Source organism: Streptomyces sp. NBC_00667, from assembly GCF_036226825.1.
Lineage (GTDB): Bacteria > Actinomycetota > Actinomycetes > Streptomycetales > Streptomycetaceae > Streptomyces.
The window spans coordinates 253,850-277,313 of the sequence record NZ_CP109022.1 but is presented as its reverse complement, the minus strand read 5'-3'; the positions used below and the strand labels follow the sequence as shown (position 1 = coordinate 277,313).

Here is a 23,464-nt window from a genome sequence, read left to right as displayed (position 1 = left end):
CAGGGCGGTCGGCGCGGATCTCGCGCGACGACGCCCGACCAAGTCGGGCCAGATGCCGATCACGGGTGACGTGATATCAGTTCAAGTCGGCAACACAACGGCTCGGCCCATCAAGATCACCCAGCAGAGTGGTCACATTCACCGAAGAAACGGTCAGGCTGTACACCGACTCGAAATCAGCGCAAGGCCGCGTACGGAGTGGCTTGAACGGCCAAAGGCCGGCGCCCGGACTCCCAGCCACGCCCTTCGATTGATGGCCGGCTCTGTCGGGACGCTCGACCCACGGCGCTCGTCCCGGCAGCCGACGGCCCTGACGAGTCGGTGGCGGCCCGCACGCTATGTGTGTTCTGAGTTCTGCGAGCAGGTGTGTTGGGTTAGGTTCCGGGGTGTGACTGACGATCGTGGACGACTGCTGGCCGGCCGGTACCAGTTGACGGAACTACTGGGCCAAGGCGGCATGGGGACCGTCTGGCGGGCCCACGACGAGCAACTCGACCGGGAGGTGGCCCTCAAGGAGCTCCGCCTCCCCGAGGACCTCGATGCCCCACGGCGCAAGGCATGGATCGACCGCCTCGACCGCGAGGCGCGCGCGGCCGCCCGACTGAAACACCCGGGGGTCATCACCGTCCACGACCGGATATCCAGCGACGACGGCCGCCCGTGGATCGTGATGGAACTCGTCCACGGCCGCTCGCTGGACGACCTGATCAAGAAGGACGGCCCGCTTCCGTCGGCCCACGTGGCCAGGATCGGTCGACAGATGCTGGACGCGCTGCGCGCCGTGCACGCCACGGGCGTCACCCATCGGGACATCAAGCCCGCCAACGTGCTGCTCGAAGGGGAGCGGGTGGTGCTTACCGACTTCGGGATCGCCGCCGTCGAGGGCGAGCCCGGTCTGACCCGGTCAGGGGCCCTCATGGGGACCCCGGCCTACATGTCCCCCGAGCAGGTGCGTGGTTTCCCGGCGACCGCCGAATCCGACTTGTGGTCCCTGGGCGCGACGCTGTTCACCGCCGTGGAGGGACATCCGCCATTCAGCGGCTCCGGTTCCTGGGCCGTCTTCGTCGCCGTCGCCACCGAGGAACCTGCCACTGCCGTCCGCGCCGGGGGACTCCTGCCGGTGCTGATGGGCCTGCTCCGAAAGGACCCGGCGCAGCGCCTCACCGCCGTGGAGGCGTACGACCTGCTCGCGGAAGCGGCGGGTGAAGCGGAGTCCTCCCGGCCGGACCCCGCGCCGACATCCGCGTCCACGCTGCGGCTGGGTGCGGCGCCGGGCGCAGGCACCGGAGCGGGACGGCCGACCCCACCGCTGCCCGGCCCCGCCCGTCCTTCTCGGCGGTCGCGGTATGCGTGGGGCGGCCTTGTGGCAGTCGTTGCGACCGTCTTGCTCGCGATGCCCTGGTGGTTACCCGGGTCCGGATCCCGCGACGATGACGCCGGCCGCACCCGCGCGACCCAGACCACGGCGCCCACGCACCGCTCCCCGTCCCCATCCCCGTCTGCCTCCCCTGCCGCACCCACCACGGCCACCCCGTCCAGCTCCCCCTCCAGTCCCAGACCCAGCCTCGCATCCAAGCCCGCACACCCCCCCCTCGACCGCGGAGCCGTCGAGCGCGTCTTCGCGCTCTACATGAACGGCCTGGCCGACCACGACATGACCTCCCTCCGCCGAGGCACCTGTCCCCGGCTGCGCGCAGGGCTGCTCGGATTCGCCCTCAACGGCTACTTCGTGGACCGTTGGGAACTCCAGCCCTACGAAATCCCCCCGAACATGGACCAGCTCAGCGTCGAAGCGAAGATCACCCGGCGGGACCCCGAGACCGGGAAACTCGCAGGCGACGTCCTCAACCAATGGATCATCGAGCGGGATGCAGACCAGCAGTACTACGTATGCGGCTGGCTCAACGAGGAGTGACCCGGCCGCGCCACATGCGCCGGTCCGCGAATGGCGACAGCTCCGCCCGCTAGCGACGTGCTCCTTGCGAATGGCGGAAGTTGCGGGCTTGTCCCTGCGCGGCGACGCGTGCCGCCTCAGGCTGCAGGCCGCGGGCGTCATGGCCACGTGCTCGGAGCGAGGGCCTGCTCTTCTCGATATGTGTGGGTGTACAGGCGCCCGGAAAGGGCGATCAATCGGCGCCGCAGCACGGCCGAACCGGAGGCGGGCGGGGCCTCGACGAGACTTGTCGCGAGCCGATGCCGGTCTCACGGACGAGTGAGCCGGGACGCGGGTACGTTGAACCTGGCCAGGCATGTTGGAATTACCAAGGGCTGTCCCGTCACTGATCTTTGGCACGAGAGTGGTCGGCTGAGATCGGATCCTGGGTCCCACCCTTTTGGGAGAGGCGCCGACCTCGGTTCACCCCTGTGACCGCACGACACAGCAGCGGATGGCAGGGGCCGTTCTCCCGGCAACGTGTGGATCCACGCGCCCGGGGAGACGAGCAGGGCCCCTGTTATCGTGCGCCGATGTCAATGATCAAGCAGTTCCAAGTGACCTTCGACTGCGCGAAACCTGCGCGCCTCGCCGCCTTCTGGTGCGAGGTGCTGGGGTACGTCGTACCGACAGTCCCGGAGGGCTTTGCCACGTGGGAGGAGTACCACCACTCGCTGCCGCCTGAGGATGAGATCTACTTCGCGTGCACTGATCCCTCGGGTGTGGGCCCGCGCGTGCTCTTCCAGCGAGTTCCGGAAGGCAAGGTCGTCAAGAACCGCGTGCATCTCGATGTGCGGGTCGGCACCGGCCTCGTGGGTGACGAGCGCCTGGCCACACTCGAGGCCGAATGCGCACGGCTGATGGCGCTCGGCGGGAAACATGTGCTGACGCAGCGCGCCGATGGCGTCAACGAGTCGTGCATCACGATGCAGGACATCGAGGGCAACGAGTTCTGCCTCGCCTGATTCTCCTCCGAGACTGCGAGGGCGGCGGTGGGGCATGAGGAGGCCGGTGCCCGGATAGCCGACGTCGGTCATCGTGAGGGTCCTGCCCACGGCGGCCTTCGCGCCAGACTCCTCCCATGCCCGGCAGTCGTTGCTTTTGCCGTTCAAAGGCTCACGACAACAACGACCAGGCGGGTATCCGCGTCAATGACGACCTGGTGGTTGGTGGAGTACCGGTAGTTCTTCGACTGTTCAGCGATGCTGTGGTCCTGGGTAGGCACCAGGGTGCCGTCGACTACCAGCACGGTGTCCTTGGCGAACCGGCGTCGAAGCTGGAATGCGATGAGCGGGCCGAGCTGGTCGATGATGCGGGCGGCTGCCGACTTCGAGATGCCGAATGGCGGGGCGAGTTGGCGCCCTCGCGGCAAAGCGCGGTCACCAGCTTGCCGAAGACGCGCGGGCTCAGCCCGGTAAACGGGCTGCTCAGGACGGTTCCGACGCCGTGATCACACCTGACACGATCAAGAGCATTGCAGAGCGAGATCACTTACGGGACAACCCTTAGAGGCTTGTCGCAACCCGGACAAGGTCGGCGACGGCTCTGGACCGACTCTGCGGCGGCCAGGCGATCACGGTGGTGACTGTCGGCGCATCCAGCACGGGCACGGCGGCGAGGTCACCGTGCAGCTGGGCTCGGCACGACTCCGGTGAGACCGCGCAAGCACGGCCGAGCGCGACGAGCTGCATCAACTGGGCGTGGTCGCGGACCTGCGGGCCCGGGCCGGGCGGGTAGGTGCCGTCGGGCTCGGGCCAGCGTGGCAGGGGCAGGCCCGGCAGCCCGGTGATGTCGGCCATGTGTACATGGGCCCGGGCGGTGAGCGGATGCCCGGCCGGCAGGACCACGACCTGGCCTTGTGTGCTGAGCTCCTCGGTGTGGAACTCGTCCGTCGAGTCGAACGGCCGGTGCAGCAGCGCCACGTCGGCCCGGCCCTCTCGCAGGAGCCGTGCCTGCTCGGCCGGGCCGCACAGGATGACTTCGACGGGGACCGCGCCGGGTTCGGTGGCGTAGGCGTCGAGCAGTTTCGCCAGCAGTTCGCTGGACGCGCTGGCTTTCGTGACCAGGACCAGGCCGGGACGGCCGGTCGTGGAAAGGGCGGCGCGGCGGGTCCGGCGTTCGGCGGCGTCGACCGCGTCGAGGGCCGCCCGGCCCTCGACCAACAGCACCGAGCCCGCCTCGGTCAAGGCGATGGTGCGGCTGGTCCGATCCAACAGCGCCGCCCCGAGCCGCCGTTCGAGCTGCTGGATCGCCCGTGACAAGGGCGGCTGCGCGATCCCGAGCCGCTGCGCGGCGCGCCCGAAGTGCAGTTCTTCAGCGACGGCGACGAAGTATCGCAGTTCCCGGGTCTCCATGCCGGCCACGCTATCCCGGATCAATACCCTGACGGTATCGCTGACCACCCGATCGGTCTTGGACCCCCGCCGGGGCCCGAGGGCAGCATGGTCCCCATGAGTGAACGAACGATCGCGCTGGTCACCGGCGCGAACAAGGGAATCGGCTATGAGATCGCCCTGGGCCTGGGCGCCCTCGGCTGGCGCGTCGGCGTCGGCGCCCGCGACGACGAGCGCCGTGAAGCCGCGGTGGAGAAGCTGAGAGCGTGCGGCGTCGAGGCGTTCGGCGTACCGCTGGACGTGACCGACGACGCGAGCGTGAGCGCCGCCGCACGGCTGATCGAGGAGCAGGCCGGCCGCCTCGACGTGCTCGTCAACAACGCTGCCATCACAGGCGGCATGCCACAGGAGCCCACCAAGGTCGATCCCGCCACCATCCGGACGGTCGTGGAGACCAACGTGATCGGCGTCATCCGCGTCACCAACGCGATGTTGCCGCTGCTGCGCCGCTCCGCCTCACCGCGGATCGTGAACATGTCCAGCAGCGTCGGCTCCCTCACCCGGCAGTCAGGAACCGCCGCCGAGCAGACGACGGGTCCGATCGCCGCAGCGTACCCGCCGTCGAAGACCTTCCTGAACGCCGTCACCCTCCAATACGTCCGGGAGTTGAGCGACACGAACATCCTGATCAACGCCGGTTGCCCCGGTTACGTCGCGACCGACCTCAACGGCTTCAGCGGCGTGCGCACCCCCGCACAGGGCGGGGAGATCGCCATCAAACTCGCGACACTGCCCGACGACGGCCCGACCGGCAAGTTCTTCGAAGACGCCGGAGTAGTGCCCTGGTGAGGTGCGCGGCGGTCATCACCTGCCGGGTAGACGGAGTTCACCGCGTGTTGTCGAGCTTGGGGCTCTGACCAGGTAGATGGTCGGCTGGTGACGCCCCGAGGCCGCCTCACGGGTTTGAGCCCGGTGCCGCGACTGACGAACCTGGCGAACAGTCGTGTCCGTCCGGCTCGAGGCGCGGCCAACCGCCCCCACTACGTCCTACTCCTCCGGCTCCCAGGCGCGGAGCAGGTCGAACAGCCCTGCGTCTCCGTCAACTTGCAAGGAGCCGGCCGGGATCCGGTCGTACAAGTAGAGGACCAACTCACTGGCCGTGCCATGGATGGAGGCACCGGCTGCGTCCGAGCCCTCACCGGTCGCGGCAGTGGGCGCGGGGATGCGGGTGGAGCGTGCGCCGTCGCCGTCGACCGTGAGGCGCCAGGAGCGGCCCTCAGCGGTGTGGAAGTCGAAGGTCGTGGGCTTGTGCGGCCAGGCGCTGGGCGTCGCGACGCAGGTGAACAGGAACTCTTCCACACCGTCGAGTGCCACCTCGGCCGGTAGCGGCTGTGGGGCGCCACCGGTGAGCTGGGCGTCGTACGTGTGCACCGCGGTCTCCTGTGCCCGGTGCCGGGCGACTCCGCCGGAGGCCCGCGGCGTCTGCAGGGCACTCCACCACGCCCAGCAGCCGGCGTCCGGGCCCGCCCCGCGCAGGGCGCTCAGCAGAAGCTGCGTCGACGCGGCCAGCCAGGCCAGCAGGGCCTCGCGCTCCCGCGGCACTTCCAGAGCGGCGCGCGCAGCGATGGCCTCGGCCGGGGGAGCGTCGGCAGGCCCCGCGCCGACGATGGCGGCCCAGAAACGGTCTCCTCCACCCAGGTGCTTCACCAGATCGAACAGCGTCCACTCGGGGCAGGTCGGCACCTGTGCGTCGAGACTGGGCGCGGCGGCAACCGCGGTGCGGAAGGCGGTCGACCGTTCATCGATCAGTCGCAGCAGCTCAGGGAACTCAAGATTCTTCTCCACGCCGGATGTCTATCACCGTGCTCCGGTGATCGGACAGTGGTTTTCACAGTCGCCGCAGGTTGGCCAGTGCGGACATCGTCTGGCAGATGGCACTGCCGCTGGCTGGCGCTTTCCTGAGGGGGCTGCCCGACAAGTGATCAGCGAAGAAAAAAGTGCCTCTGACCAGTGGCAACGAGGATTGCCAAGGTTGCCCAGGTACGTGAATCCAGGTGTCGAGTCCGCCATATCCCCAGCCCTGGATCCGTGGCGCAAACCGCGGGCCATCCACGAACCCGGCAAGATCCTCCTGAACGTCGCCCTGGCGGTCGCACTCGGCGGGGACTGCCTCGCGGACGTTGCGATGTTGCGGTGGCAGCCGGCCGCCTTCTGCCCGGTCGCCTCCGATACATGGGCCGAGCCAGGGCCGGACCGAGGCGAAGGCCGGCCAGTGTGCCCTCATCGTGTTGACCGCCCCCGGCAGGCAGTGCTGGAGTCGGCATGTGGAAAGCATCCCCGCCAACCGGCGGCTCTGGAACCGGATCAGCAGCGCCTACCAGCACGAGCACGACCCGCAGATCGGTGCCACGCCCCGGTTGTGGGGCATGTACTCCATCCCCGACGCGCACCTGCACGCCCTGGGCGAGGTCACCGGCAAGCGCGTCCTCGAAGTCGGCTGCGGCGCCGGCCAGTGGTCCAGAGTGCTCGCCGCCGAGGGCGCCACCGTGGTCGGGCTCGACCTGTCCGAAGCCCAACTCGCCGCAGCGGTCCGCGCCATGGGAGCGGCCCGCTACCCGCTGGTGCAGGGCGCCGCCGAACAACTCCCCTTCGCCGCGGACAGCTTCGACCTGGTGTTCTGCGACTTCGGTGGGCTCAGCTGGGCGCCCCCGCACCTGGCCGTCCCGGAGGCCGCACGCGTCTTGAGACGAGGCGGGCGCCTGGTGTTCAACGTCGCCAGCCCATGGTTCGAAGCTTGCTACGACGAAGCCGCCGGCCGCGTGACCACGACGCTGCAGCAGGACTACTTCGGGCTGAACACCATCGCCGAGGACGACGGCGCGACCAGCTATCAGCTCACCTACGGCGGCTGGGTCAAGGTCCTGCGCGGCGCGGGTCTCCTCATCGATGACCTCATCGAGCCGCGGCCCGGACTCGGAACACCCAACGGCTACAACGAAACCGACCCACCCGACTGGGCGCACCGCTGGCCGGCGGAACTGCTCTGGGTGACCCACAAACCGTAAGTTCCGTGCCGAGTCGTGTGGCGTGTGCGCATTGCCTCATGCGGGTGCGGGTGCGGGTGCCGGCACAGGCGGGGCGTTGGGGGAGTGACGGGTCTGTGATGCGCACCCCGGGCCGGTACTCCGGACGCGCGGGGGTGGGAGCGTGGGCTGGGGCCCGGGGAAGCTGCTCTTCTACACTTCCAGCACCTGACTAACCGCCTCACCGCGCGCACCCATCGCCCGGGGCCCGTCACCGTGTCGGGTGGCGGTCCGGCCTCCCCGGGACGCGGGGGAGGCCGGACCGCTCAGGGGGTGTGCAGTGCGGCTGGTTCAGAGGATTGAGTGCTCTGTCGGCTCACTGCGGCTGCCGACGGATCAGCAGCCGGTGGTGCTCAGTACTCGCCGTGCCCTTCGCCCTTGTGGTGCTGGGCCATGTGGTGGTCTTCCTTGTCACGGCCGCCGTCGTTGATGCAGACGTTGCCGAAGGCCGGGTTGAGGACGCCGACGACGTTGATCGTGTTGCCGCAGAGGTTGATCGGGATGTGGATGGGTACCTGGACGACGTTGCCGGACAGGACGCCGGGGGAGCCGATGGCAGCGCCTTCGGCGGTGGCGTCCGCGGCCGCCAGACCGGCGCCGCCGGCGAGGAGGGCGGCGGCTGAGGCGGCGACCGCTACGGCCTTTGCGATACGAGACATCAAGATCTCCTTGAGAAGTGGACTTGCCGCAGGGAGTACGGCACGTGCGCCCCTCAAACAGCACGGGCAGGTCAGGGGTTACGTACATTGGGCCGGACCAGTGACCTTGAGGCGGCCGTCTCTCCGGTCCTGTCGGCAGGGCGGGTCGCTGTGGGGCCTGGAGCTGGGGTGCGGGCGCAGGACCGGCTGCTCATCCCGGGACGGACCCCCAACCGGATCACCGCCACGTGACGGTGCAGGCCACGCCGCGCGGCCTGGGGTGCGGCCACCTGCTTCTCGTCGGAGTTCTCGCCCTGGCCGGGCAGGAGGGACTTCCTTGCCCCCCGAGCAGTCCCGCCGCATCGGCGTCCGTGCGGCCGCCGGCTTGCCACGGCGGCCACCGGACTCGGGGCACCAGGTCCCTAGGCGGAGGGGCAGGGGCGGGTCTTGCCGGGGCGGCCCCAGGTGGCAGGGTTGTTGAGCGTCGGTGGCTGGTCGGGCAGAAGGCCGCACGCCATCCATGTCGTCACGCTCTTGTCCGTGTGTGACTCCAGGACGTAGACGGCTTTGTTCGGCGGATACTTGTGGCGGCTGTCAAGTGACAGGAGGCCCGAGGCGCCCGAGAAGTTCTGGACGCCCGGGTTCGACAGGCGCGCGTACACGTCCGTCGGCTGGAACGGCGCGCTGCTGTTCTGCGGTGTCTTGTACTGCGCGTAGACCGAGTTGATCACTTCGGAGGCCACCCGGAGGGCGTCGTAGGCCCCTGCCGCATTCCCTTCCGGCACCGAGCCGTCCTTGAAGACGCTCCGGAAGCGGACCGTGAATTCGGAGTACGGGCTGTCGGGGCTCTCCATGCCTGTGGAGTTGTTGAGCATCACGTAGAAGGGCCTCAGCAAGGAGTGCTTCTGGAGCATGTCCTCCGGCTCCTGCATGTATTTCGCGGCTGTGCTCTCGGAGAAGACGGCAACCGGCTTCCCGTCCGCCTTCCGGCAGTCCGCGCTTGCCTGCAGGGCGTCGAAGAGCTTCGGCATCTCGCCCGAGCGGCCCGCGTACAGGATGTATCCACCGGAGGCCCGGATCTCGGCGCAGACGTCCCGCGCCACTTCCGAGACGATCTGTCCGTTGCGGTTCTCGTAGTAGGGGACGGTGACCACCTTGCCGCCCTTGTAGTGATCCGTGAACTTGCGCTGGAGGTCGGAGCTGAAGAACTCGTCGTCGGGGTCGTAGACCATCACCGCCGTCCTGCCGCCGTCCTTGCTCGTCGTGAGCTCACCGATCTGCTCGGAGTACGCAGCGAACTCGGCCATCACCTCGGCTATGCGGTCGTTCGAGGGGGACACCTGGAAGTAGTAGGAGGGGGCACGCTCGTCCACCATCCGGCTGCCCGTGACGGAATTGCCGATCACGGGAATGCTCGCGGCCGAGATCTCCCCGACCGCGGCGAACGAGGACGGGCGGCTCTGGGTGATGCCCACCACGGCAGCGATCTTGTCCCGGTCCTTTCGCTCGATGATCTCCCTCGCGACATCGGGTTCCTGGCCGTTCCGGGATCCGTAGGCGAAGTACTTTCCCGCGTTGGCGATCAGCAGACGTATCTGGACGATATCGCCCTCGCGGCTGTTGACCTGGTTCTGGGCGGCAAGCGAGCCGCGCAGGCTCTGGATGCTGACCGGGGTGGAGTCGCCGGGCTCGGCGGTGAGCGGGGCGAAGAACACCACTGTCCGGTACGGGCGCCCGCTGGTGACGGCGTCGTGGTTCTGCTGTGCCGCGACCGCTTCCAGGGAGAGCAGTTCGTCGTCCCGGCCGGGGATGCCCAGGTGGCATTCGCGTCCGTCGGTGACCCCGACGATCTCTCCCGAACTCACCTTGCGGCACGACGGTGACGGTCCGGTATCGCGCTCGACGAAGTACAGGCCTCCGGCGACGAGGACGCACACCAGCACCGGGGCCGCCAGGGCCCGCACGTAGTCGCCCCGGCCGCTCGCCCGTACGCTGACCTTCGGGTTGGTCTCCACCCACTGGTCGGCCGGACCGTCGTCGTCGCTCGCGGACAGCGGGACGACGTACACGGCCGAGGCGGAGCCCCGGGTGTACAGGCTGTGGACCCGGTCGGCGAGAGCGGTCACGCTACGGGAGTCGGCCGGTACGGTCTGGGCGTATGACGGCGGCTCACCTTGCAGCGCGCCGAGGACCATCAGGGGCGCGGGCGGCTCGGTGCGGACGATGTCCGCGTAGGTGTCGAGCAGCTGACGGACGAGAGTGCCCTCCTCGCCGACCTCGGGAAGCAGCAGGACGAAGGGCCAGCGCCGGCGGGGCCGGTGGATCCAGAGCCGGGACGGCGCGGCCGCCCTGGACAGATCATTGAGCAGGGCCATGAGCAGCATCCGCTGGACCAGGGCGTGGTTGCTCCGGGAGGTGCCGGAGGGGGTGATGGTCAGTGCCATCCGGAGGAAGTTCGCGCCCTTGGGACGCCGCGAGCCGACCCAGCGCAGACTGCGGCGTCTGCTGAGCCACAGGCCGTAGGCGCGACGGGGCAGCCCGACGACCAGGAGCTGGAAGAGGGAGAGCCAGATGTTGACCAGGAAGTTGTCCCCGGTGGCCCCGGCCAGTCGCGCCAGTGTGCCCAGGAAGGGGCGCCGGAGCAGGAGCTGAAGGTACAGAGCGTCGCGCAGCCGGCGTCGTTTGGCTCCCATGGACCCGGCGCCGACCGGCACATCCAGGGCGGCACGGCAGGTGTGGAACCGGGGCAGCCGCAGTTCACCGGCGCCCGGGGGCATGGTGTCTTCCAACTGCTCGACGATGGCGTCGAGCAGGGCGACGTGCTGATCGGTCACGCTGCCGGGGACGGCGTCGCGCGGGGCGGCGTCAGCGTCCTCGATCAGGGCGTGCGGGACCAGGTCGACCGAACGGCCGAGATCCTCCTCGCACAGACGGTCCCGGTAGCCCAGAATGACGGTGCGGCCGGTGGATGCCTGCATGGTCCCCGGCGGGGCTGCATCCCGTTTCAGCAGCATCACGGGTAACCGGCGGCTCGCGCCACGGTTCCCGGCGAACGTATCGAACTGCTCGATGAGGTATTCGATCCCCTGGGGAAGCGGCCGTTGCACGCTGCTCCTCTGCATGTCAGGACGCCAGGCGGCGAAGCCGGCCGTCCTCCGGATACACCACCGCAGGGCAGAGCTCGGCCAGGTGCCATCACACCCAGGCGGTCGCGACCGACCACCTGCCCCCCAACGGCAGTGAGTTCCGCCACACTAGCGGGACGCACTGCCGCGCCGCTGGGGAACGGCCTGCTCGCCGATGCGGTCCTTCAGACGCCCCTGGTTCCGGCCGAGTACGGTCAGGGGTTGCTCTGGACGCCGACGTGTGCCGTGTGACGGCACGCCGTACGCCGACCGTGCGTACTGGTCGATGGGGGCAGGGCGACCGGCTGGGAGGCGACGCGATCGTCCGCGCAGCTCTCGGTGACCGGTGACCGGTGGCCGGTGCGCCGCTCACCGGTCCGTCGGACGGCCGGATACCGCCGTAGGCAGCACCTCCGGTCACCGCGGTCAGGACCGATGAGCCGGTGGCGTACAAGCCATACCGGAACCGAAGGGCGGTTCCTTTCCCGGCAGCGGCCGCATCGGCTCCGATGGCGACCGGGTGGTCCGGGTGGCAGCCTGGAAATGACGTCGAAGCGAAAGCGACTGGTCGCCTCACCCAAGCGCTCGAAACCACTGTTCGTTGTCGCGGGAGGTGTACCTCGTGAAATGCACTGTTTCGCCGACCCGAAGGCTCATCGGTCCGGCCGTTGCCGCCATCCTGGCGGCGACGCTGGTCCCCGCAGCCGCGTCCCCGGACGCAGTTGCCCAGCCCGGGGATGTTGTGGCCTTGATCAACGCTCAGCGTACGCAACGCGGTCTGCCGGCGCTCACCGTCAACTCCGCCCTGAACACCGCGGCCCGACAGCACGCCACTGCGGCCGTGCAGCTGAAGTGGTGGGGGCCGGGCAAGGACTCGCACACCAACCCACAGACGGGCTCTACACCGCAGAGCCGCATCATGGGGGCCGGCTACTGCCCGAACCCCCGGTCATGGCAGGTCGCTGAAATCACGTACACCGGCTGGGGCGCCTCGGGCACGCCGAGCGCCGCCGTCAACTGGTGGATGAACAGTCCGGGACACCGCGCGAACATCCTCAGCGGGACGCTGCGCGAAATCGGCAGCGCGGCGTTGGCCGGCTCCGCGGACCGGGCCGGAGCCGGCGCGAGCGGCGCCGCGACCTACGTGGTGACGTTCGGGCGGTGCCAGCAGTGACGTGCTAGGTGGATCGAGGGCGGCGTGCCCGGCGGGCTCCACGCGGCGGTGCGCAGGCGGTCCTGCGCGCCGTCGCCGCCACCCACCCAGACCTCGAAGAGATCGCCTCCGCCCCTATCCACCGACGCGCCACCTCCCCCCGCCCCCGCCCGACCTGTGTGTTCCACGCAGGCCTCCGAAATTGCAATCGGGGAGGCAAAGATGCACCCCTCGCGTTATTTCCCCGCCGTCGGACTCCTCCTATGTGCTGCCCTCGCATTTCCGTCTGCCTCGGCAGCGGGCACCACCGTGCCTGCCGTGGAGAGGGCGGTACCGCACCCGAGCCCCCAGGTCCTTGCACAGGGTCCCCCTTGGTCGGGATGCGGCTACATGGAGTTGAACCAGCCCTATTGGCGAGGCCACTGTGATGGTTACCTGGAGGGTGAGCGACAGGGAAAAAGAGCCGCTTGGAGCTGTTCCCGCTGGGGCCCTCCGGAGTTCTTCCCGCAAACCACTGTCTACGAAGTGGGCTACGCCAGGGGCTACAGATTGGCTTACAGGTACTACTACACGGTGTACCTCAATAAGAAAGCATGCGAGCTGCGGTCCGGACAAAATCCTCGTGGGCCCATCACCCGCTGACAGCACCGCCCCACCACACTCAGGCTGTCTCGCGATGCTGTGCGAGGAGGCGATCCGTGCAGTCAGACGCTCGGACGGCCCGGTGGTCGAGGCGAACTGGGTCTGAACCACGGCGTCCCCGAGGCTTGCAAGTGCCGTACGCCATGACCCTTGTGGAGCTGACCGGCGTAGGTGCTTGGTGGCCGGCCTTCGAGCGATGGGTCTTGACGGAACCTCACTGGGCTGAAGGGAGGGCGATGATTCGTGGCGATCACCGATTCGACATCGCGGGCGTGCTCACCGCTCATCTTGAGCGCTACCCGTGAAGGCCGAACAACTGGTCGAGCCGCTGCGACTCCTGTCCGAAGACACGCGGTGGGGGGCCTACTGGGCCGGCGCGCCGGCAGGGCGCGGTGGTGTCGAACGCCTCGTGCAGCGAGGGGAAGCCGAACCGCGCATAGGCAGACCGGTCGCGATGGCGAGGAGGTCCTGGATGGGGCGTCCGAGCCGGTCCTGCGATGCAGGTTGGCTCTACCGGAGGGGCGGCGGGAGGCCGCGTGCTCCCTTGAGCTGGGCGCCGCTGAGCTTCGTGCCCTTCAGGATGGCGCCGGTGAGGTTCGCATCGGTGAGGTTGGCCTTCGACAAGTCGGCATTGGTGAGGTCCGCCCGGGACAGATCAGTGCCCGCCAGGTCCACTCCTGAGAGGTTCGCATCGCTGAGGTGCACGTCCCGAAGAGTGGCACACGTGGGCACGACCTCCGGCTCCTTGGTACTTCCGACGGGAGCCAGAAACATTTCCGCGCAGATCGTCGCCTTCCTGAGGTCCGCCCCTACAAAGGAGGCGCGGGTCAGGTCTGCACCCGCAAAGCTTGCCCCCGCCAAGTCCGGGCACTTGATGCCCCAGCCGCAGAGGTCGGCGTCGGTGAGATCGGCCCCGTCGAAGGCCGTGTTCCGCAGCTGTGCCTCCTCGAAGACGACCCTGGTGAGGGTCGCCATCGAAAGGTCTGCCCGGCTGAGGTTCGCCTTCTCCAGGCTGGCGTCGGAGAGATCTGCGCCCCCGAGTTGGGCATCGCTGAGGTCTGCCCCCGTGAAAATCGTTCCTCGCAGGTGGATGACCCGCCCTTCGTACGGATGCGCAGGCTTCCAGCCCCGTAGATCGGTGCGGCTCAGGTCCAGTTCCAGCCCCTTGTCGCTTTCCGGGCGGCGGCGCACCAGTACGTTCATTGCCGCGCTGATGTCGGCCGTCGGCGCGCCAGTGGGGACCGGGGCGTGTCGGCGAACGTACGCGGACAGCACCGACACAACGGTCGCCTGGTCGCGAGGAGAGTCGTTCATGATGCGTTCCAGGGCGTAGATCCCGCCCAGCCGGACGTCAATCGAGCCCGATCCCAGATTGCCGATGGCCGCGGTGAAGCGGTTGGTGATCTGACCCTCCTCGGCGATCCGCACTTCCTTGCCGGTCTGGTTCACCTGGAGCCAGGTGAACAGCAGCGCTGCCACGGCTGCCAGCCCGGGCAGGCTCAGGAGCAGCAAGGAGAGACGGGAGACCCGACCGCTGTCGGATCCGTCGCCCGCGGCACTACGACGCCGGTTGCGCAGGCGGCGTCGTGCGGCATGCCGGGAAGCGTTCCGGCGGAGGCGGGCGAGGGGGGACGTCCCGGTCATCTGATCATTGGCACACGCCGGGGTGGAACAGTTCGGCCGCCACACCGCGCTGCCCCCGATCGAGTCGCCCTCCGCTGGGTGGTCTCGTTCGTCCTTGCGGTCTCCCCTGGGTCCGGCGGTCGTCGACGGTCACCAGGGAAGCGGTGTGAGGGAACGTGACCTCCGGGGGGCGTCGGCGAGCGCAAGGCGGCCGCCCTTGAGCTGGGGCACGTACTTCCTGCTTGGAGCAGCCGAGCCGGTCGGGGAACGCGACGAGAGGGTGTGTCTCCAAATCGGTCGATAGATGGCAGACGCGCAGGTGCACAGACGCGAGCGGCAATCGTTGTCTTGACAACAGTTGCCGCGTCATTCATGCTGAAGCGTGACCACTTCCGCCAGCGGCTTGCGCGACCACCTCGGCTATTGGCTCCGCCGACTCTCCGACGAAGTCCACGGCCGGTTCGAACGAGAACTCGTCGAGCACGGCGTGACCGTCTCCCAGTGGGCGGTCCTGATCACCGTGTACCGGGGCGACGCCGCCACCACCAGGGAGGTGGCCCGGTACGTGGACATCGATCCCGGCGCGGTCTCCCGCCTGGTCGACCGTCTGGTGGCCAAGGGGCTCATGACCCGCGAACCGGACCCCACCTCCCGCCGCACCCTGCGGCTGGCACTCACCGACGCCGGCCGCGACCTGGCCCCCCGGCTCGCGGAGATCGCAGACCGCAACGACGCCCACTTCTTCGCCGGCCTGGAACCGGTTCAGCGCCGCCAGCTGGAGGAGTGGATCCGCCGCCTCGTCGGCGAAGCCCACCCCGAGCCCCCCACACCGGCCCAGTGAAAGGCACCCTCGTGAGCACCACCCCCACCACAGCACGCGCGGTCACCAAGACCGTCAGCATCGAGCGCCCCGTCGCCGACGTCTTCGCCTTCCTCGCCGACGCGTCCCACTGGCCTGCCTGGGCGGTCGTCAACGTCCAGGCGATCGAGCCAACCGCCGAGCCGGACTGGTGGCTGATGACCACCCCGCAGGGTCCCGCCCGGCTCCGCATCCGTGGCAACGCCGAGCTCGGGATCCTCGACCACGACTATGTCGACGACCAGGCGTCCTGGCAGGTCCCGGCCCGCGTCGTGCCCAACGGCGCCGGGGCCGAATTCATGATCACGTTCTTCCAGCCGCCGACCCTCACCGATACCGTCTTCGACGAGCAGGTCACCCTCGTCGACACCGAGCTCGCCACCCTCAAGCGCATCCTGGAAACCGGCGCGTGAGCCTGTCCCACGCCCGACTCGCCGAGGCGGCCAACCAGCTCATCGAGCAGCTGGCCCGCCTCGGCACCTCACAGCGCGCTGCCTGGGACCGCGACTACCTCCACAGCGACCTCGTCCACCTCGGCGTCCCCATCCCGGATCTGCGCCGCGCCGTCAACGCCACCCGCCGCCGCCTGCCACCGCTCGCCCGACCGGACGCCCTGGCTCTGGCCGATCTGCTGTGGACCAGCAACATCTACGAGCACCGCCAGGCAGCCGTCCACCTCCTCACCCACCACGCAGCCCTCCTCACCCCGGCTGACCTCGTGACGGTGGAAGCGATGCTGCGAACCGCCCACACCTGGGCCCTGGTGGACACCCTTGCCGTCCACGGGGCCGGCGTGATCGCCCTCCAGCACGAGGAAGCGGCCGGGCTCGCCCTCGACCGCTGGGCCGTCGACGCAGACTTCTGGCTCCGCCGCTCAGCCCTCCTCGCCCTGATTCCCGGCATCCGCGCCGGGGAGCCCGACCTGAAGCGACTGGGCCGCTACGCGGACGCCATGCTGGAAGAGCCCGAATTCTTCATTCGAAAGGCCATCGGCTGGGTGCTGCGCGAGACCAGCCGCCGCGACAGTCACTTCGTGACCGCATGGGTGGAACCCCGCGTCGACCACATCTCCGGCGTCACCTTGCGCGAAGCGGTCCGCCGCCTCGGCGACGCGGACCGGACCCGCCTGCTGGACGCCTACCGCCGCGTCGACGGCAACTGACTCCTCCCGCAACCCGGTTCAGCCCCGCTCGGGTGTCCCCGGGGTGTGCCGGTAGGCGGTGACAGCTCGGAGATATCCGGAGGCCGTACGCGACGTGATCGGGCAGGACGCCGATGCTGTCGCCGCGTGACGGTCTCCGTGGCGGCCGGCGCTGATCCGTCGGCGTGAAGGCTTGCAACCGATACCCAGGTACAGGTTTACCGTCGGAGGTGTCCCCGCCACCGGGGACTGATGACGGGAGTGAGCGCGATGAGTGATCTTTCGTGGGTGCCGCAGTCCTGCACCCTGCCCACCGAGGAGCGGCCCCTGCGGGTCGCCGAGTGGGACGCGCTGTTCGCCGAGCAGCTGACCTCGCTGTCGAGGCCCCAGCCGCTCCACCTTCGCCTTGACCTGGCGGGCGGAGAAGGCGTGGAGGACCGGGTCCGTGACCTGGTTGCACGCGAGAGCGGCTGCTGCTCCTTCTTCACGTTCACCACCACCCCCGGTCAGGACCTGATCCGGCTGGACATCTGCGTCGACCAGGTGCACGAGCCGGCGCTGGACTCACTCGCCGCCCGGGCCGCTGCCGCCGGGGAGTCACGGTGAGCGCGGGCCTGCGCAGCGGGCGGGTCGCCGAGGCGGCCGGAGTGAACATCCAGACGCTGCGCTACTACGAGCGGCGCGGCCTGCTGGCCGAGCCGGAACGCAGCAACGGCGGCCACCGCCTCTACGCCGAGGACGCGGTGACCACGCTGCGGGTGATCAAGGCCGCTCAGCGGCTCGGCTTCACCCTGGAGGAGGTCGCCGAGCTCCTGGAGACCGGCCGCCATCGCCACGGCCGCCCCGTGGCCGGGCTCCAGGACCGCGCCGCGGCCAAGCTCGCCGAGGTGGACGCGAAGATCGCCGACCTCACCACCATCCGCACGGCCCTGGCAGCCGCCGTCGAGGCGGGCTGCGACGACCTGACCGTGTGCGCGTCCAGCACGTGCTGCCCGATCCCCTTCCCCGACCTCGCCCAGGAGAACCGACATGCCGGCCCCTGCTGCTGACCACCGCCCCCAGCGCGCCCCGAAGGCCCTCGGGGGACTTGCCGCGCTGGCCTGTGTGGCGTGCTGCGCGCTGCCCGTCCTGATCACAGCCGGGGTCGTCGGTGCCGGGGCCGGGGCGGTGGTGGGCTGGCTACCCGCCCTCGCCGTCGTCCTGGCCGTACTCGCCGCCGGAACCTGGTGGTTCGGCCGGCGCCGCCGCTCCTGCTCCTGCCCGCCGAAGACCGCAAATGAGGGCGGGTGCAGCTGCCAGAGGCCGGCCGACCCGTTGAAGACCAGCGGCGCGGGCCGCCGGTAGGGTCAGCCGATACGACTGTCGCTCGTTCCCTCGTCTTCGTCGTCGCCGCCCTCTGCGAGATCGGCGGCGCCTGGCAGGTCTGGCAGGAATCGGGGAGCACAAGGGCGGGGGTCTGGATCGGCGCAGGCGTCGTCGCCCTCGGCCTCTACGGGGTCGTGGCCACCTTCCAGTCCGACAACGAGTTCGGCCGCAACCTCGCCGCGTACGGCGGGATCTTCGCGGCCGGGTTGATCGCCTGGGCCATGGTCGCCGACGGTTACCGCCCCGACCGCTACGACGTCATCGGCGCCCTGGTCTGCGTCGCCGGGACAACCGTGATCATGTACGCGCCCCGCAGGGATCTCCGCGCGAGCGCGTGGCGGCTCTCATCCGTGGTTGGCACGACCTGTAGCGGGGGCCCCGAATCCTCGAGGAGTTCAGGGAGCAGCCGACGCCGCTCGGTGTACCGGCGGCCTCTGACGTCGCCGAGGTATGGGGGGGCCGGGAGATCGAAGACGGCGTACGAGGCGGGGGTTCGCGCGCCGGCTTGCCGGGCCGCGGCACGGTGGAGGCGGCCCGGACCGTACCGTCCGAAGTCGGCCTTTCCCGCGTGCCAGATCGCCGCCGCACCTGATGCTTACGGCTCGGTCCGGATATTCGCTGTTCGCCGCTCGTTGAAGGTGGTCATACTGCCGCGGTGGATCCAGTGACTCTTGAGACCGGCCGTCTGGTGCTGCGGGCCTTCACACCTGCCGACGTGGATGCGGTGTACGAAGCCTGCCAGGACGAGGACATCCAGTTGTACACCCCGGTGCCGGTGCCGTACCGCCGTACGGATGCGGAGAAGCTCGTCGGCGAGACGCTGCCCGCCCAGTGGGCCGAGGACAGGGACTACACCCTCGGCGCGTTCCGCAAGGACACCGGCGCCCTGGTCGGCTCGTACTGCCTGACCCTCATCAGCCGCGGCGTCTGGGAGCTCGGATACTGGGCGGTCAAGGAGCAGCGCGGACGCGGGTACTCGGTGGAGGCCGCTCGGGCCCTGTGTGACTGGGGCTGGGCCACGCTCGACGTCCACCGCATCGAGTGGTGGGCCATGGCCGGGAACACCGGCTCGCGTGCCGTCGCCGAGAAGCTTGGCTTCACCATCGAAGGGACACTGCGCAATCGCAGCATCGCCAACGACGGCAAGCCGCACGACTGGTGGGTGGGCGGATTGCTGAGGCCCTGATGCTCGGGCCGGTGCTTCGTCGGCTGTACTTGGGTCTTCTGCAGGGAAGTTCCCAGCTCGGACAGTTCCCGCAGAAGAGCCACCCATTGTTCATCGGCGGGCAGCCGTGACGTGGGGGTGGCCGCGAGGGTTCTTCGAGTTGGCCGATTTGTGGCGAGCACGGCGCGAGTCGGAGCGGCGTGGTGCCGAGCGGCAGCGGGAGGCCCGTGTCGGCCCGACGCAAGCCGAGCACCGAGCTCGTGCTCGCCCGGCCGCCTGCTGAACAACCACCAGCCGACCCGTCAGGCCAGCATGGCCAAACCTCAGTCGCGGACCAAGTCGTGAGGGGATGGCCACACCCGCTCAGTCGATCTCCCCGCGCCACGTTCCGCCCCGGGCGATGCCGCCGCGGACGCGCCGCCTAGGGTGCGGGTATGACCTCGTCTAGCTACCTCTCCGAACTGTTCTCACTGGACGGCCGGGTCGCCGTGGTGACGGGCGGCAGTTCCGGCATCGGCCGAGCCATCGCCGGGGCTCTCGCGCGAGCGGGGGCGAGCGTGGTGATCGTGGCGCGCAAGGAGTCGGAACTGACCGCCACGGTCGACGAGCTGGCGGCGGACGGCTGCCGCGCGGCCTGGGTGAGCGCCGACCTGAGCGCCCGTGAAGGGGTACGCGCCGCGGCGGAGCAGGCCACCGAGGTGTTCGGCGAGCCCGACGTTCTCGTCAACAGCGCCGGGATCAACCTGCGGCCGCCGATGGGCGAGCTGGGCGAGGACGTGTGGGACGCCACGATGGCGGTGAACCTGGAGGCGCCCTACTTGTTGGGCCAGCGGTTCGGGCCCGGCATGGCCGAGCGGGGCTTCGGGCGGATCATCCACATCACCTCCCAGCAGGCGCACCGGGCGTTCGTCCAGAGCGGTGCCTACGGGGTCTCCAAGGGGGCGCTGGAGTCGCTGGCCCGCTCTCAGGCTGAGGCGTGGTCGCCACACGGCGTCACCTGCAACACGCTGGTACCCGGCTTCGTCATGACCCCGCTCAATGCGCGGTTGTCGTCCGACCCCGGGAAGGCGGCGGCGCTGGCCGCGCGCACGATGGTCGGGCGCAACGGCCTGGCCGAGGACTTCGCCGGAGCCGCGGTGTTCCTGGCCAGCCGCGCCTCCGGCTACGTCACCGGGCAGGCAATCTTCGTCGACGGCGGGTTCTCCGTTCACTGAGCCCAACTCTGAGATCGGCATCAGATCGAGCACGGCGGCGTCCGGCCTCTCGTCGCGCCGATTCGACCACCCGTTCGGCGAGGTCCACCTCGACACGGCGTCCCGCCTGGACCGCGCCGAGGCCACCATTCCAGGATTTCGCTCCCCGGACGACCCCGACGATGGCCGAGGGCCGTACGGCCAGGCCCCCCTGCGCGCAACCGGCGGCGGGCGTGTACATGTTAACGGTGAGTCAACCGGATCAGGCTGCTGAAACGCCAGATGTTCGGCCGCGCAGGCTTCGCACTCCTCCGTAAGCGGGTCCTGCCCTACTCCGAAGCCGGTCGTTCAACCTTCGGCGCCGGCGAAGGTGGGTCGTTTTCGGCAGCGAGGGTGACTTGCGCGGTCCATGACCAAGGCTCCTGGGGCGGCTCCCAGCTCACCGCCACATCGGTGTCGTGGAAGTCGCGCGCGAGTTCCGTCACCATCACCGCCGCAGCGGCCCGCGCGTCTTGCGGGTCGGTGTTGAGCGGCACGTCCAGCCGTCCGCGGAGCATTCCGCTTTCGGTGAGGACGCTGGTGCGCCAGCCCTCCGGCGTCGCCAACAGGACGATCCCCCTCGGAATGCCCCAAGCGGGCCGCTTCTTCTTCTCCTGCTTGCGTCTCACCATGCCGCTATCCAACATCGTCGGGTTCATGGTGATGAGTCTGGGTGCAGGGCCGACCGCCGTGACGCGGTCTGGTGCCTGTCTTGTACGGCAAGCTGAGCCGTTCAAGACGCATCGTCGATGAGCCCGAAGCCCTCTGGGAACTCTTCCAGGAACGTGCGGCGAGCCGGGTTGGTCTCGGCGGCTGCCATCTCGCCGATCAGGGCGATCAGCTCCTGTTGTTGATCATTCGACAGCGTGCTGACCACGTGCGCGACGCCCTCCAGAACCTTGACCGCGTCGTCCGGATCCATCTGCTCGTCTTCGCTGCCGTCGACAAACCACAGGACGTCGACCAAGGCCTCGGCCAAGGCGTGAGTCAGGGACGGGTACAGGGACGTCACGAAGGGCTCCCAGAAGATCCACGGTGCAGTCGTCCGGCCATCCCACCACACACCACTGACATCACTGTCCGCGAGCCTCCACAGGAAGTGGATCAGAGCTCGAGAACAACGAACAGCGTAAGTGCCGACGTAGCCGGGCTCCTGACCGCCGCGCACCGCCAGGGCGTCGGCGTCGACCGGGCCGTCGCCGCTCTCCTGGCCCAGCAGTGCACCGTCGCACTCGCAGCCGGCCCCGCGGCCACGGCCGGGCGGCCTTTTCCGTGCTTCTACCCACGCCGGTTGCAGACCGACCGGCAAAGGGAGGGCGGCGTCGTCCGGCAGCAGCGAACGACGGGGGACGGCTATTCGCCCGTGCACCGGTGGCGGTCGTGCTCTAATCGCCGGATGACGGAGATCGAATCAGAGCTGATACGACGCTGGGTGAACGGCTGGACCGTCGCTCGCTCCCTGCCCGAGGCCCAGCCGGTCGAGTCCGCCGGAGACGGCCTGCGGTCCCAATGCGACCAACCCGGCCGCGAGGTCGAGGTGTTCGCGCTGCGTGCGGACGAAGAACCCGAGTCCTTGCCACGGCTGGCGGCAGCCGTCGCCGCCGCGAGGCAGAGCACTTGGCTCACCGTACCTACGCTGCGCCCAGGCGCCGTCGAAGCCGTCGTAGGCGCCGCCGGACTGGAGTTGCTCCACCGCTCCGAGTGGTTCATGACGACCGATCTGACCAAGCACCCTCAGCACGCGCCCGCCGCGCCCTACGCGCGCGAGGTCCGCACGGAGGGACCAGTCACGGTCGTCTCCCTCCATGACTCCTCCGGAGAGGTGGCGGCGCGTGGCACCATCGCCGTGGTCGGCGCCGATGCGATCGCCGATCGCATCGAGACGGATGCGGCACACCGGCGTCGCGGCCTGGGTCGCGCCATGATGAGCGCTCTGGTGGAGGCCGCCGTGGCTCAAGGCGCCCGTACCGGTCTTCTCATCGCCAGTGAGGAAGGCCAGCGCCTCTACTCCGCCCTCGGCTGGCGCCACGAAGCCGACGTCGTGATCGCCCGGCGGCCGATGGTTCCCTCCGACCGGTAGGACTGGCTCACGCCGGCCGATCCGCCCTTGCGCATGGCGCATGGCGCACGGCAGTCGCCGGTCGACCGGCCCGTGAATGCCGCGGAGAATTGACGGCATCGCCGTGGCTTGAGGTGCAACCGCCAGACTGCCATCGCACCCACTTGTGGGCCGCTCTCGACGGATCGCGGTTCGCTGGAGGAGGCGGGAGATGCGGGGACTGATGTGCCGGTTGGCCGGGTGTCGCCGGCAGCTCCCGGCAGGTGACATCCCGGGCCGCGGCGCGGACCCGCGCCCCGACCGCCGTGGCAGCATCGGCGCATGCGCTACCGATACGCCACCGAGGCCGACGCAGTCGCCCTGGCTCGGCTCTTCGCCGCCAACCACCACGATGCCCTGACCGAGCAGCAGCGCACCGCGCAGGGCTTCGTACAGGGCACGTTTGACGCCGCCACTCTGCGCGACATGGCCGCCGCCGGCGAGCTGCTCGTGGCCGACGACGGGGAGGGCGGCATTGCCGGGCTGCTCGCGCTGTCGGTGGCCGCCGACATGGCCGACCCGCCGGCCGCGGTCACCGGACTGCTCCGGGCTCAGTCCGCCCTCGCCTGGCGGGGCCGTCCCCTGGACGAGGTGCCGTGGCTGCTGTACGGGCCGGTGGTGGTCGACGCCGCCTTCCGCGGGCAGGGGGTGGCCCGGGGCCTGTTCGAAAAGGCCGTCGAGACGTCGGCGGGCCGCGCCGAGGCCCTGGTCGCCTTCATCGAAGCGGGCAACACGCCCTCCTGGCGCGTCCACGTGGAAGCCTTCGGTATGACCCCGCTGGGCGACTACATCGCCGCGGGCCGCACCTACCATGCCGTCGCGACCGCCGCGGTGTTCTGACCGGCGGCCCGGCCCCTGGGCGGTGTCCAGCGGCCGAGGTCCAGCCCGCCGCGCGGAGCCGCTCGAAGCCGTCCAGCAGCGGGTCCAGCGCGAACTCGAACTCGAACTGGTCGTCGCAGCCGGCGCCCACCACCGACCCCGCGTCGCCCGCGGCCGCTCTTGCCGGCTCGGCGATGCGCGGGAAGCACTCCGCCAGTGCCGGATCGGGGGGCGAGCCGCCGCTCGCTCCTCCTC

Annotated in this window: 22 protein-coding genes and 4 pseudogenes; 17 read left to right on the top strand and 9 right to left on the bottom strand. The window is 69.6% G+C overall.

Annotated features, from left to right (window positions below; translation table 11 throughout):
- The first annotated feature begins 388 nt into the window (after positions 1-388).
- The gene (locus tag OHA81_RS01315; protein WP_329191869.1) at positions 389-1,915 is read left to right on the top strand and encodes a serine/threonine-protein kinase; all 1,527 of its coding nucleotides are present in this window, start codon (positions 389-391) and stop codon (positions 1,913-1,915) included.
- A gap of 551 nt (positions 1,916-2,466) precedes the next feature.
- On the top strand, positions 2,467-2,898 hold the full coding sequence (locus OHA81_RS01310; protein WP_329191868.1) for a VOC family protein: 432 nt from the start codon (positions 2,467-2,469) through the stop codon (positions 2,896-2,898).
- 15 nt (positions 2,899-2,913) lie between these two features.
- Here OHA81_RS01310 and OHA81_RS01305 read toward each other — a convergent pair.
- Both OHA81_RS01305 and OHA81_RS01300 read right to left on the bottom strand, forming a co-directional pair.
- A pseudogene (locus tag OHA81_RS01305) lies at positions 2,914-3,396 on the bottom strand (transposase); the annotation flags it as partial.
- 42 nt (positions 3,397-3,438) lie between these two features.
- On the bottom strand, positions 3,439-4,287 hold the full coding sequence (locus tag OHA81_RS01300; RefSeq protein WP_329191867.1) for a LysR family transcriptional regulator: 849 nt from the start codon (positions 4,285-4,287) through the stop codon (positions 3,439-3,441).
- Between the two features lie 96 nt (positions 4,288-4,383).
- Here OHA81_RS01300 and OHA81_RS01295 point away from each other — a divergent pair, with 96 nt between their 5' ends.
- Complete coding sequence (locus OHA81_RS01295) at positions 4,384-5,115, top strand: SDR family oxidoreductase (protein WP_329191866.1); 732 nt, start codon at positions 4,384-4,386, stop codon at positions 5,113-5,115.
- A gap of 198 nt (positions 5,116-5,313) precedes the next feature.
- Here the strand turns inward: OHA81_RS01295 and OHA81_RS01290 are convergent, their stop codons facing one another.
- Positions 5,314-6,111 carry a maleylpyruvate isomerase family mycothiol-dependent enzyme gene (locus OHA81_RS01290; protein ID WP_329191864.1) on the bottom strand — a complete coding sequence of 266 codons (798 nt, stop codon included), beginning with the start codon at positions 6,109-6,111 and terminating at the stop codon, positions 5,314-5,316.
- Between the two features lie 79 nt (positions 6,112-6,190).
- Here OHA81_RS01290 and OHA81_RS34550 point away from each other — a divergent pair.
- Positions 6,191-6,496, top strand: a pseudogene (locus OHA81_RS34550) (hypothetical protein); the annotation flags it as partial.
- Positions 6,497-6,590: 94 nt separating this feature from the next.
- Positions 6,591-7,331: a class I SAM-dependent methyltransferase gene (locus tag OHA81_RS01280; protein WP_329191862.1), complete on the top strand. Its 741-nt coding sequence runs from the start codon at positions 6,591-6,593 to the stop codon at positions 7,329-7,331.
- A 371-nt stretch (positions 7,332-7,702) separates the two neighbouring features.
- Here OHA81_RS01280 and OHA81_RS01275 read toward each other — a convergent pair whose 3' ends face one another.
- Both OHA81_RS01275 and OHA81_RS01270 read right to left on the bottom strand, forming a co-directional pair.
- Positions 7,703-8,008: a chaplin gene (locus OHA81_RS01275; RefSeq protein ID WP_329191860.1), complete on the bottom strand. Its 306-nt coding sequence runs from the start codon at positions 8,006-8,008 to the stop codon at positions 7,703-7,705.
- Between the two features lie 401 nt (positions 8,009-8,409).
- The gene (locus OHA81_RS01270; RefSeq protein ID WP_329191858.1) at positions 8,410-10,965 is read right to left on the bottom strand and encodes an ABC transporter substrate-binding protein; all 2,556 of its coding nucleotides are present in this window, start codon (positions 10,963-10,965) and stop codon (positions 8,410-8,412) included.
- Positions 10,966-11,854: 889 nt separating this feature from the next.
- On the opposite strand from OHA81_RS01270, the gene OHA81_RS01265 reads away from it, so the two are divergent.
- Positions 11,855-12,286: a CAP domain-containing protein gene (locus tag OHA81_RS01265; RefSeq protein ID WP_329201938.1), complete on the top strand. Its 432-nt coding sequence runs from the start codon at positions 11,855-11,857 to the stop codon at positions 12,284-12,286.
- 1,131 nt (positions 12,287-13,417) lie between these two features.
- Here OHA81_RS01265 and OHA81_RS01260 read toward each other — a convergent pair.
- Positions 13,418-14,419, bottom strand: a complete 1,002-nt coding sequence (locus OHA81_RS01260) for a pentapeptide repeat-containing protein (RefSeq protein ID WP_329191856.1) — start codon at positions 14,417-14,419, stop codon at positions 13,418-13,420.
- Between the two features lie 493 nt (positions 14,420-14,912).
- On the opposite strand from OHA81_RS01260, the gene OHA81_RS01255 reads away from it, so the two are divergent.
- The 9 genes and pseudogenes from OHA81_RS01255 to OHA81_RS01215 all read left to right on the top strand — a co-directional run bounded on the left by OHA81_RS01255 (position 14,913) and on the right by OHA81_RS01215 (position 20,274).
- Positions 14,913-15,371, top strand: a complete 459-nt coding sequence (locus OHA81_RS01255) for a MarR family winged helix-turn-helix transcriptional regulator (RefSeq protein ID WP_329191855.1) — start codon at positions 14,913-14,915, stop codon at positions 15,369-15,371.
- A gap of 11 nt (positions 15,372-15,382) precedes the next feature.
- Positions 15,383-15,802, top strand: a complete 420-nt coding sequence (locus OHA81_RS01250; protein ID WP_329191854.1) for a hypothetical protein — start codon at positions 15,383-15,385, stop codon at positions 15,800-15,802.
- Positions 15,799-16,551, top strand: coding sequence for a DNA alkylation repair protein (locus OHA81_RS01245; protein ID WP_329191853.1), 753 nt, complete (start codon positions 15,799-15,801; stop codon positions 16,549-16,551). The genes OHA81_RS01250 and OHA81_RS01245 overlap by 4 nt, the downstream gene beginning before the upstream one ends.
- A 249-nt stretch (positions 16,552-16,800) precedes the next feature.
- On the top strand, positions 16,801-17,136 hold the full coding sequence (locus tag OHA81_RS01240; protein WP_329191852.1) for a hypothetical protein: 336 nt from the start codon (positions 16,801-16,803) through the stop codon (positions 17,134-17,136).
- Positions 17,133-17,579 carry a MerR family transcriptional regulator gene (locus tag OHA81_RS01235; RefSeq protein WP_329191850.1) on the top strand — a complete coding sequence of 149 codons (447 nt, stop codon included), beginning with the start codon at positions 17,133-17,135 and terminating at the stop codon, positions 17,577-17,579. Before OHA81_RS01240 ends, OHA81_RS01235 begins: the two co-directional genes overlap by 4 nt.
- On the top strand, positions 17,560-17,874 hold the full coding sequence (locus tag OHA81_RS01230) for a hypothetical protein (RefSeq protein WP_329191848.1): 315 nt from the start codon (positions 17,560-17,562) through the stop codon (positions 17,872-17,874). The genes OHA81_RS01235 and OHA81_RS01230 overlap by 20 nt, the downstream gene beginning before the upstream one ends.
- A 59-nt stretch (positions 17,875-17,933) precedes the next feature.
- A pseudogene (locus tag OHA81_RS01225) lies at positions 17,934-18,209 on the top strand (YnfA family protein); the annotation flags it as partial.
- Between the two features lie 341 nt (positions 18,210-18,550).
- Complete coding sequence (locus OHA81_RS01220) at positions 18,551-19,081, top strand: GNAT family N-acetyltransferase (RefSeq protein ID WP_329191845.1); 531 nt, start codon at positions 18,551-18,553, stop codon at positions 19,079-19,081.
- Between the two features lie 413 nt (positions 19,082-19,494).
- Positions 19,495-20,274 carry an SDR family NAD(P)-dependent oxidoreductase gene (locus OHA81_RS01215; RefSeq protein WP_329191844.1) on the top strand — a complete coding sequence of 260 codons (780 nt, stop codon included), beginning with the start codon at positions 19,495-19,497 and terminating at the stop codon, positions 20,272-20,274.
- Between the two features lie 308 nt (positions 20,275-20,582).
- Here OHA81_RS01215 and OHA81_RS01210 read toward each other — a convergent pair whose 3' ends face one another.
- Together OHA81_RS01210 and OHA81_RS01205 are read right to left on the bottom strand one after the other, a co-directional pair.
- A complete protein-coding gene (locus OHA81_RS01210) occupies positions 20,583-20,951 on the bottom strand; it encodes a hypothetical protein (protein ID WP_329191842.1) in 369 nt (122 codons plus the stop codon).
- Between the two features lie 74 nt (positions 20,952-21,025).
- Positions 21,026-21,601, bottom strand: a complete 576-nt coding sequence (locus OHA81_RS01205) for a hypothetical protein (RefSeq protein WP_329191840.1) — start codon at positions 21,599-21,601, stop codon at positions 21,026-21,028.
- A gap of 87 nt (positions 21,602-21,688) precedes the next feature.
- On the opposite strand from OHA81_RS01205, the gene OHA81_RS01200 reads away from it, so the two are divergent.
- Positions 21,689-22,372 carry a GNAT family N-acetyltransferase gene (locus OHA81_RS01200; protein ID WP_329191837.1) on the top strand — a complete coding sequence of 228 codons (684 nt, stop codon included), beginning with the start codon at positions 21,689-21,691 and terminating at the stop codon, positions 22,370-22,372.
- Positions 22,373-22,672: 300 nt separating this feature from the next.
- Complete coding sequence (locus tag OHA81_RS01195; RefSeq protein WP_329191835.1) at positions 22,673-23,230, top strand: GNAT family N-acetyltransferase; 558 nt, start codon at positions 22,673-22,675, stop codon at positions 23,228-23,230.
- Between the two features lie 31 nt (positions 23,231-23,261).
- Here the strand turns inward: OHA81_RS01195 and OHA81_RS01190 are convergent.
- Positions 23,262-23,441: pseudogene (locus OHA81_RS01190) on the bottom strand (TetR/AcrR family transcriptional regulator); the annotation flags it as partial.
- Positions 23,442-23,464 lie beyond the last annotated feature (23 nt).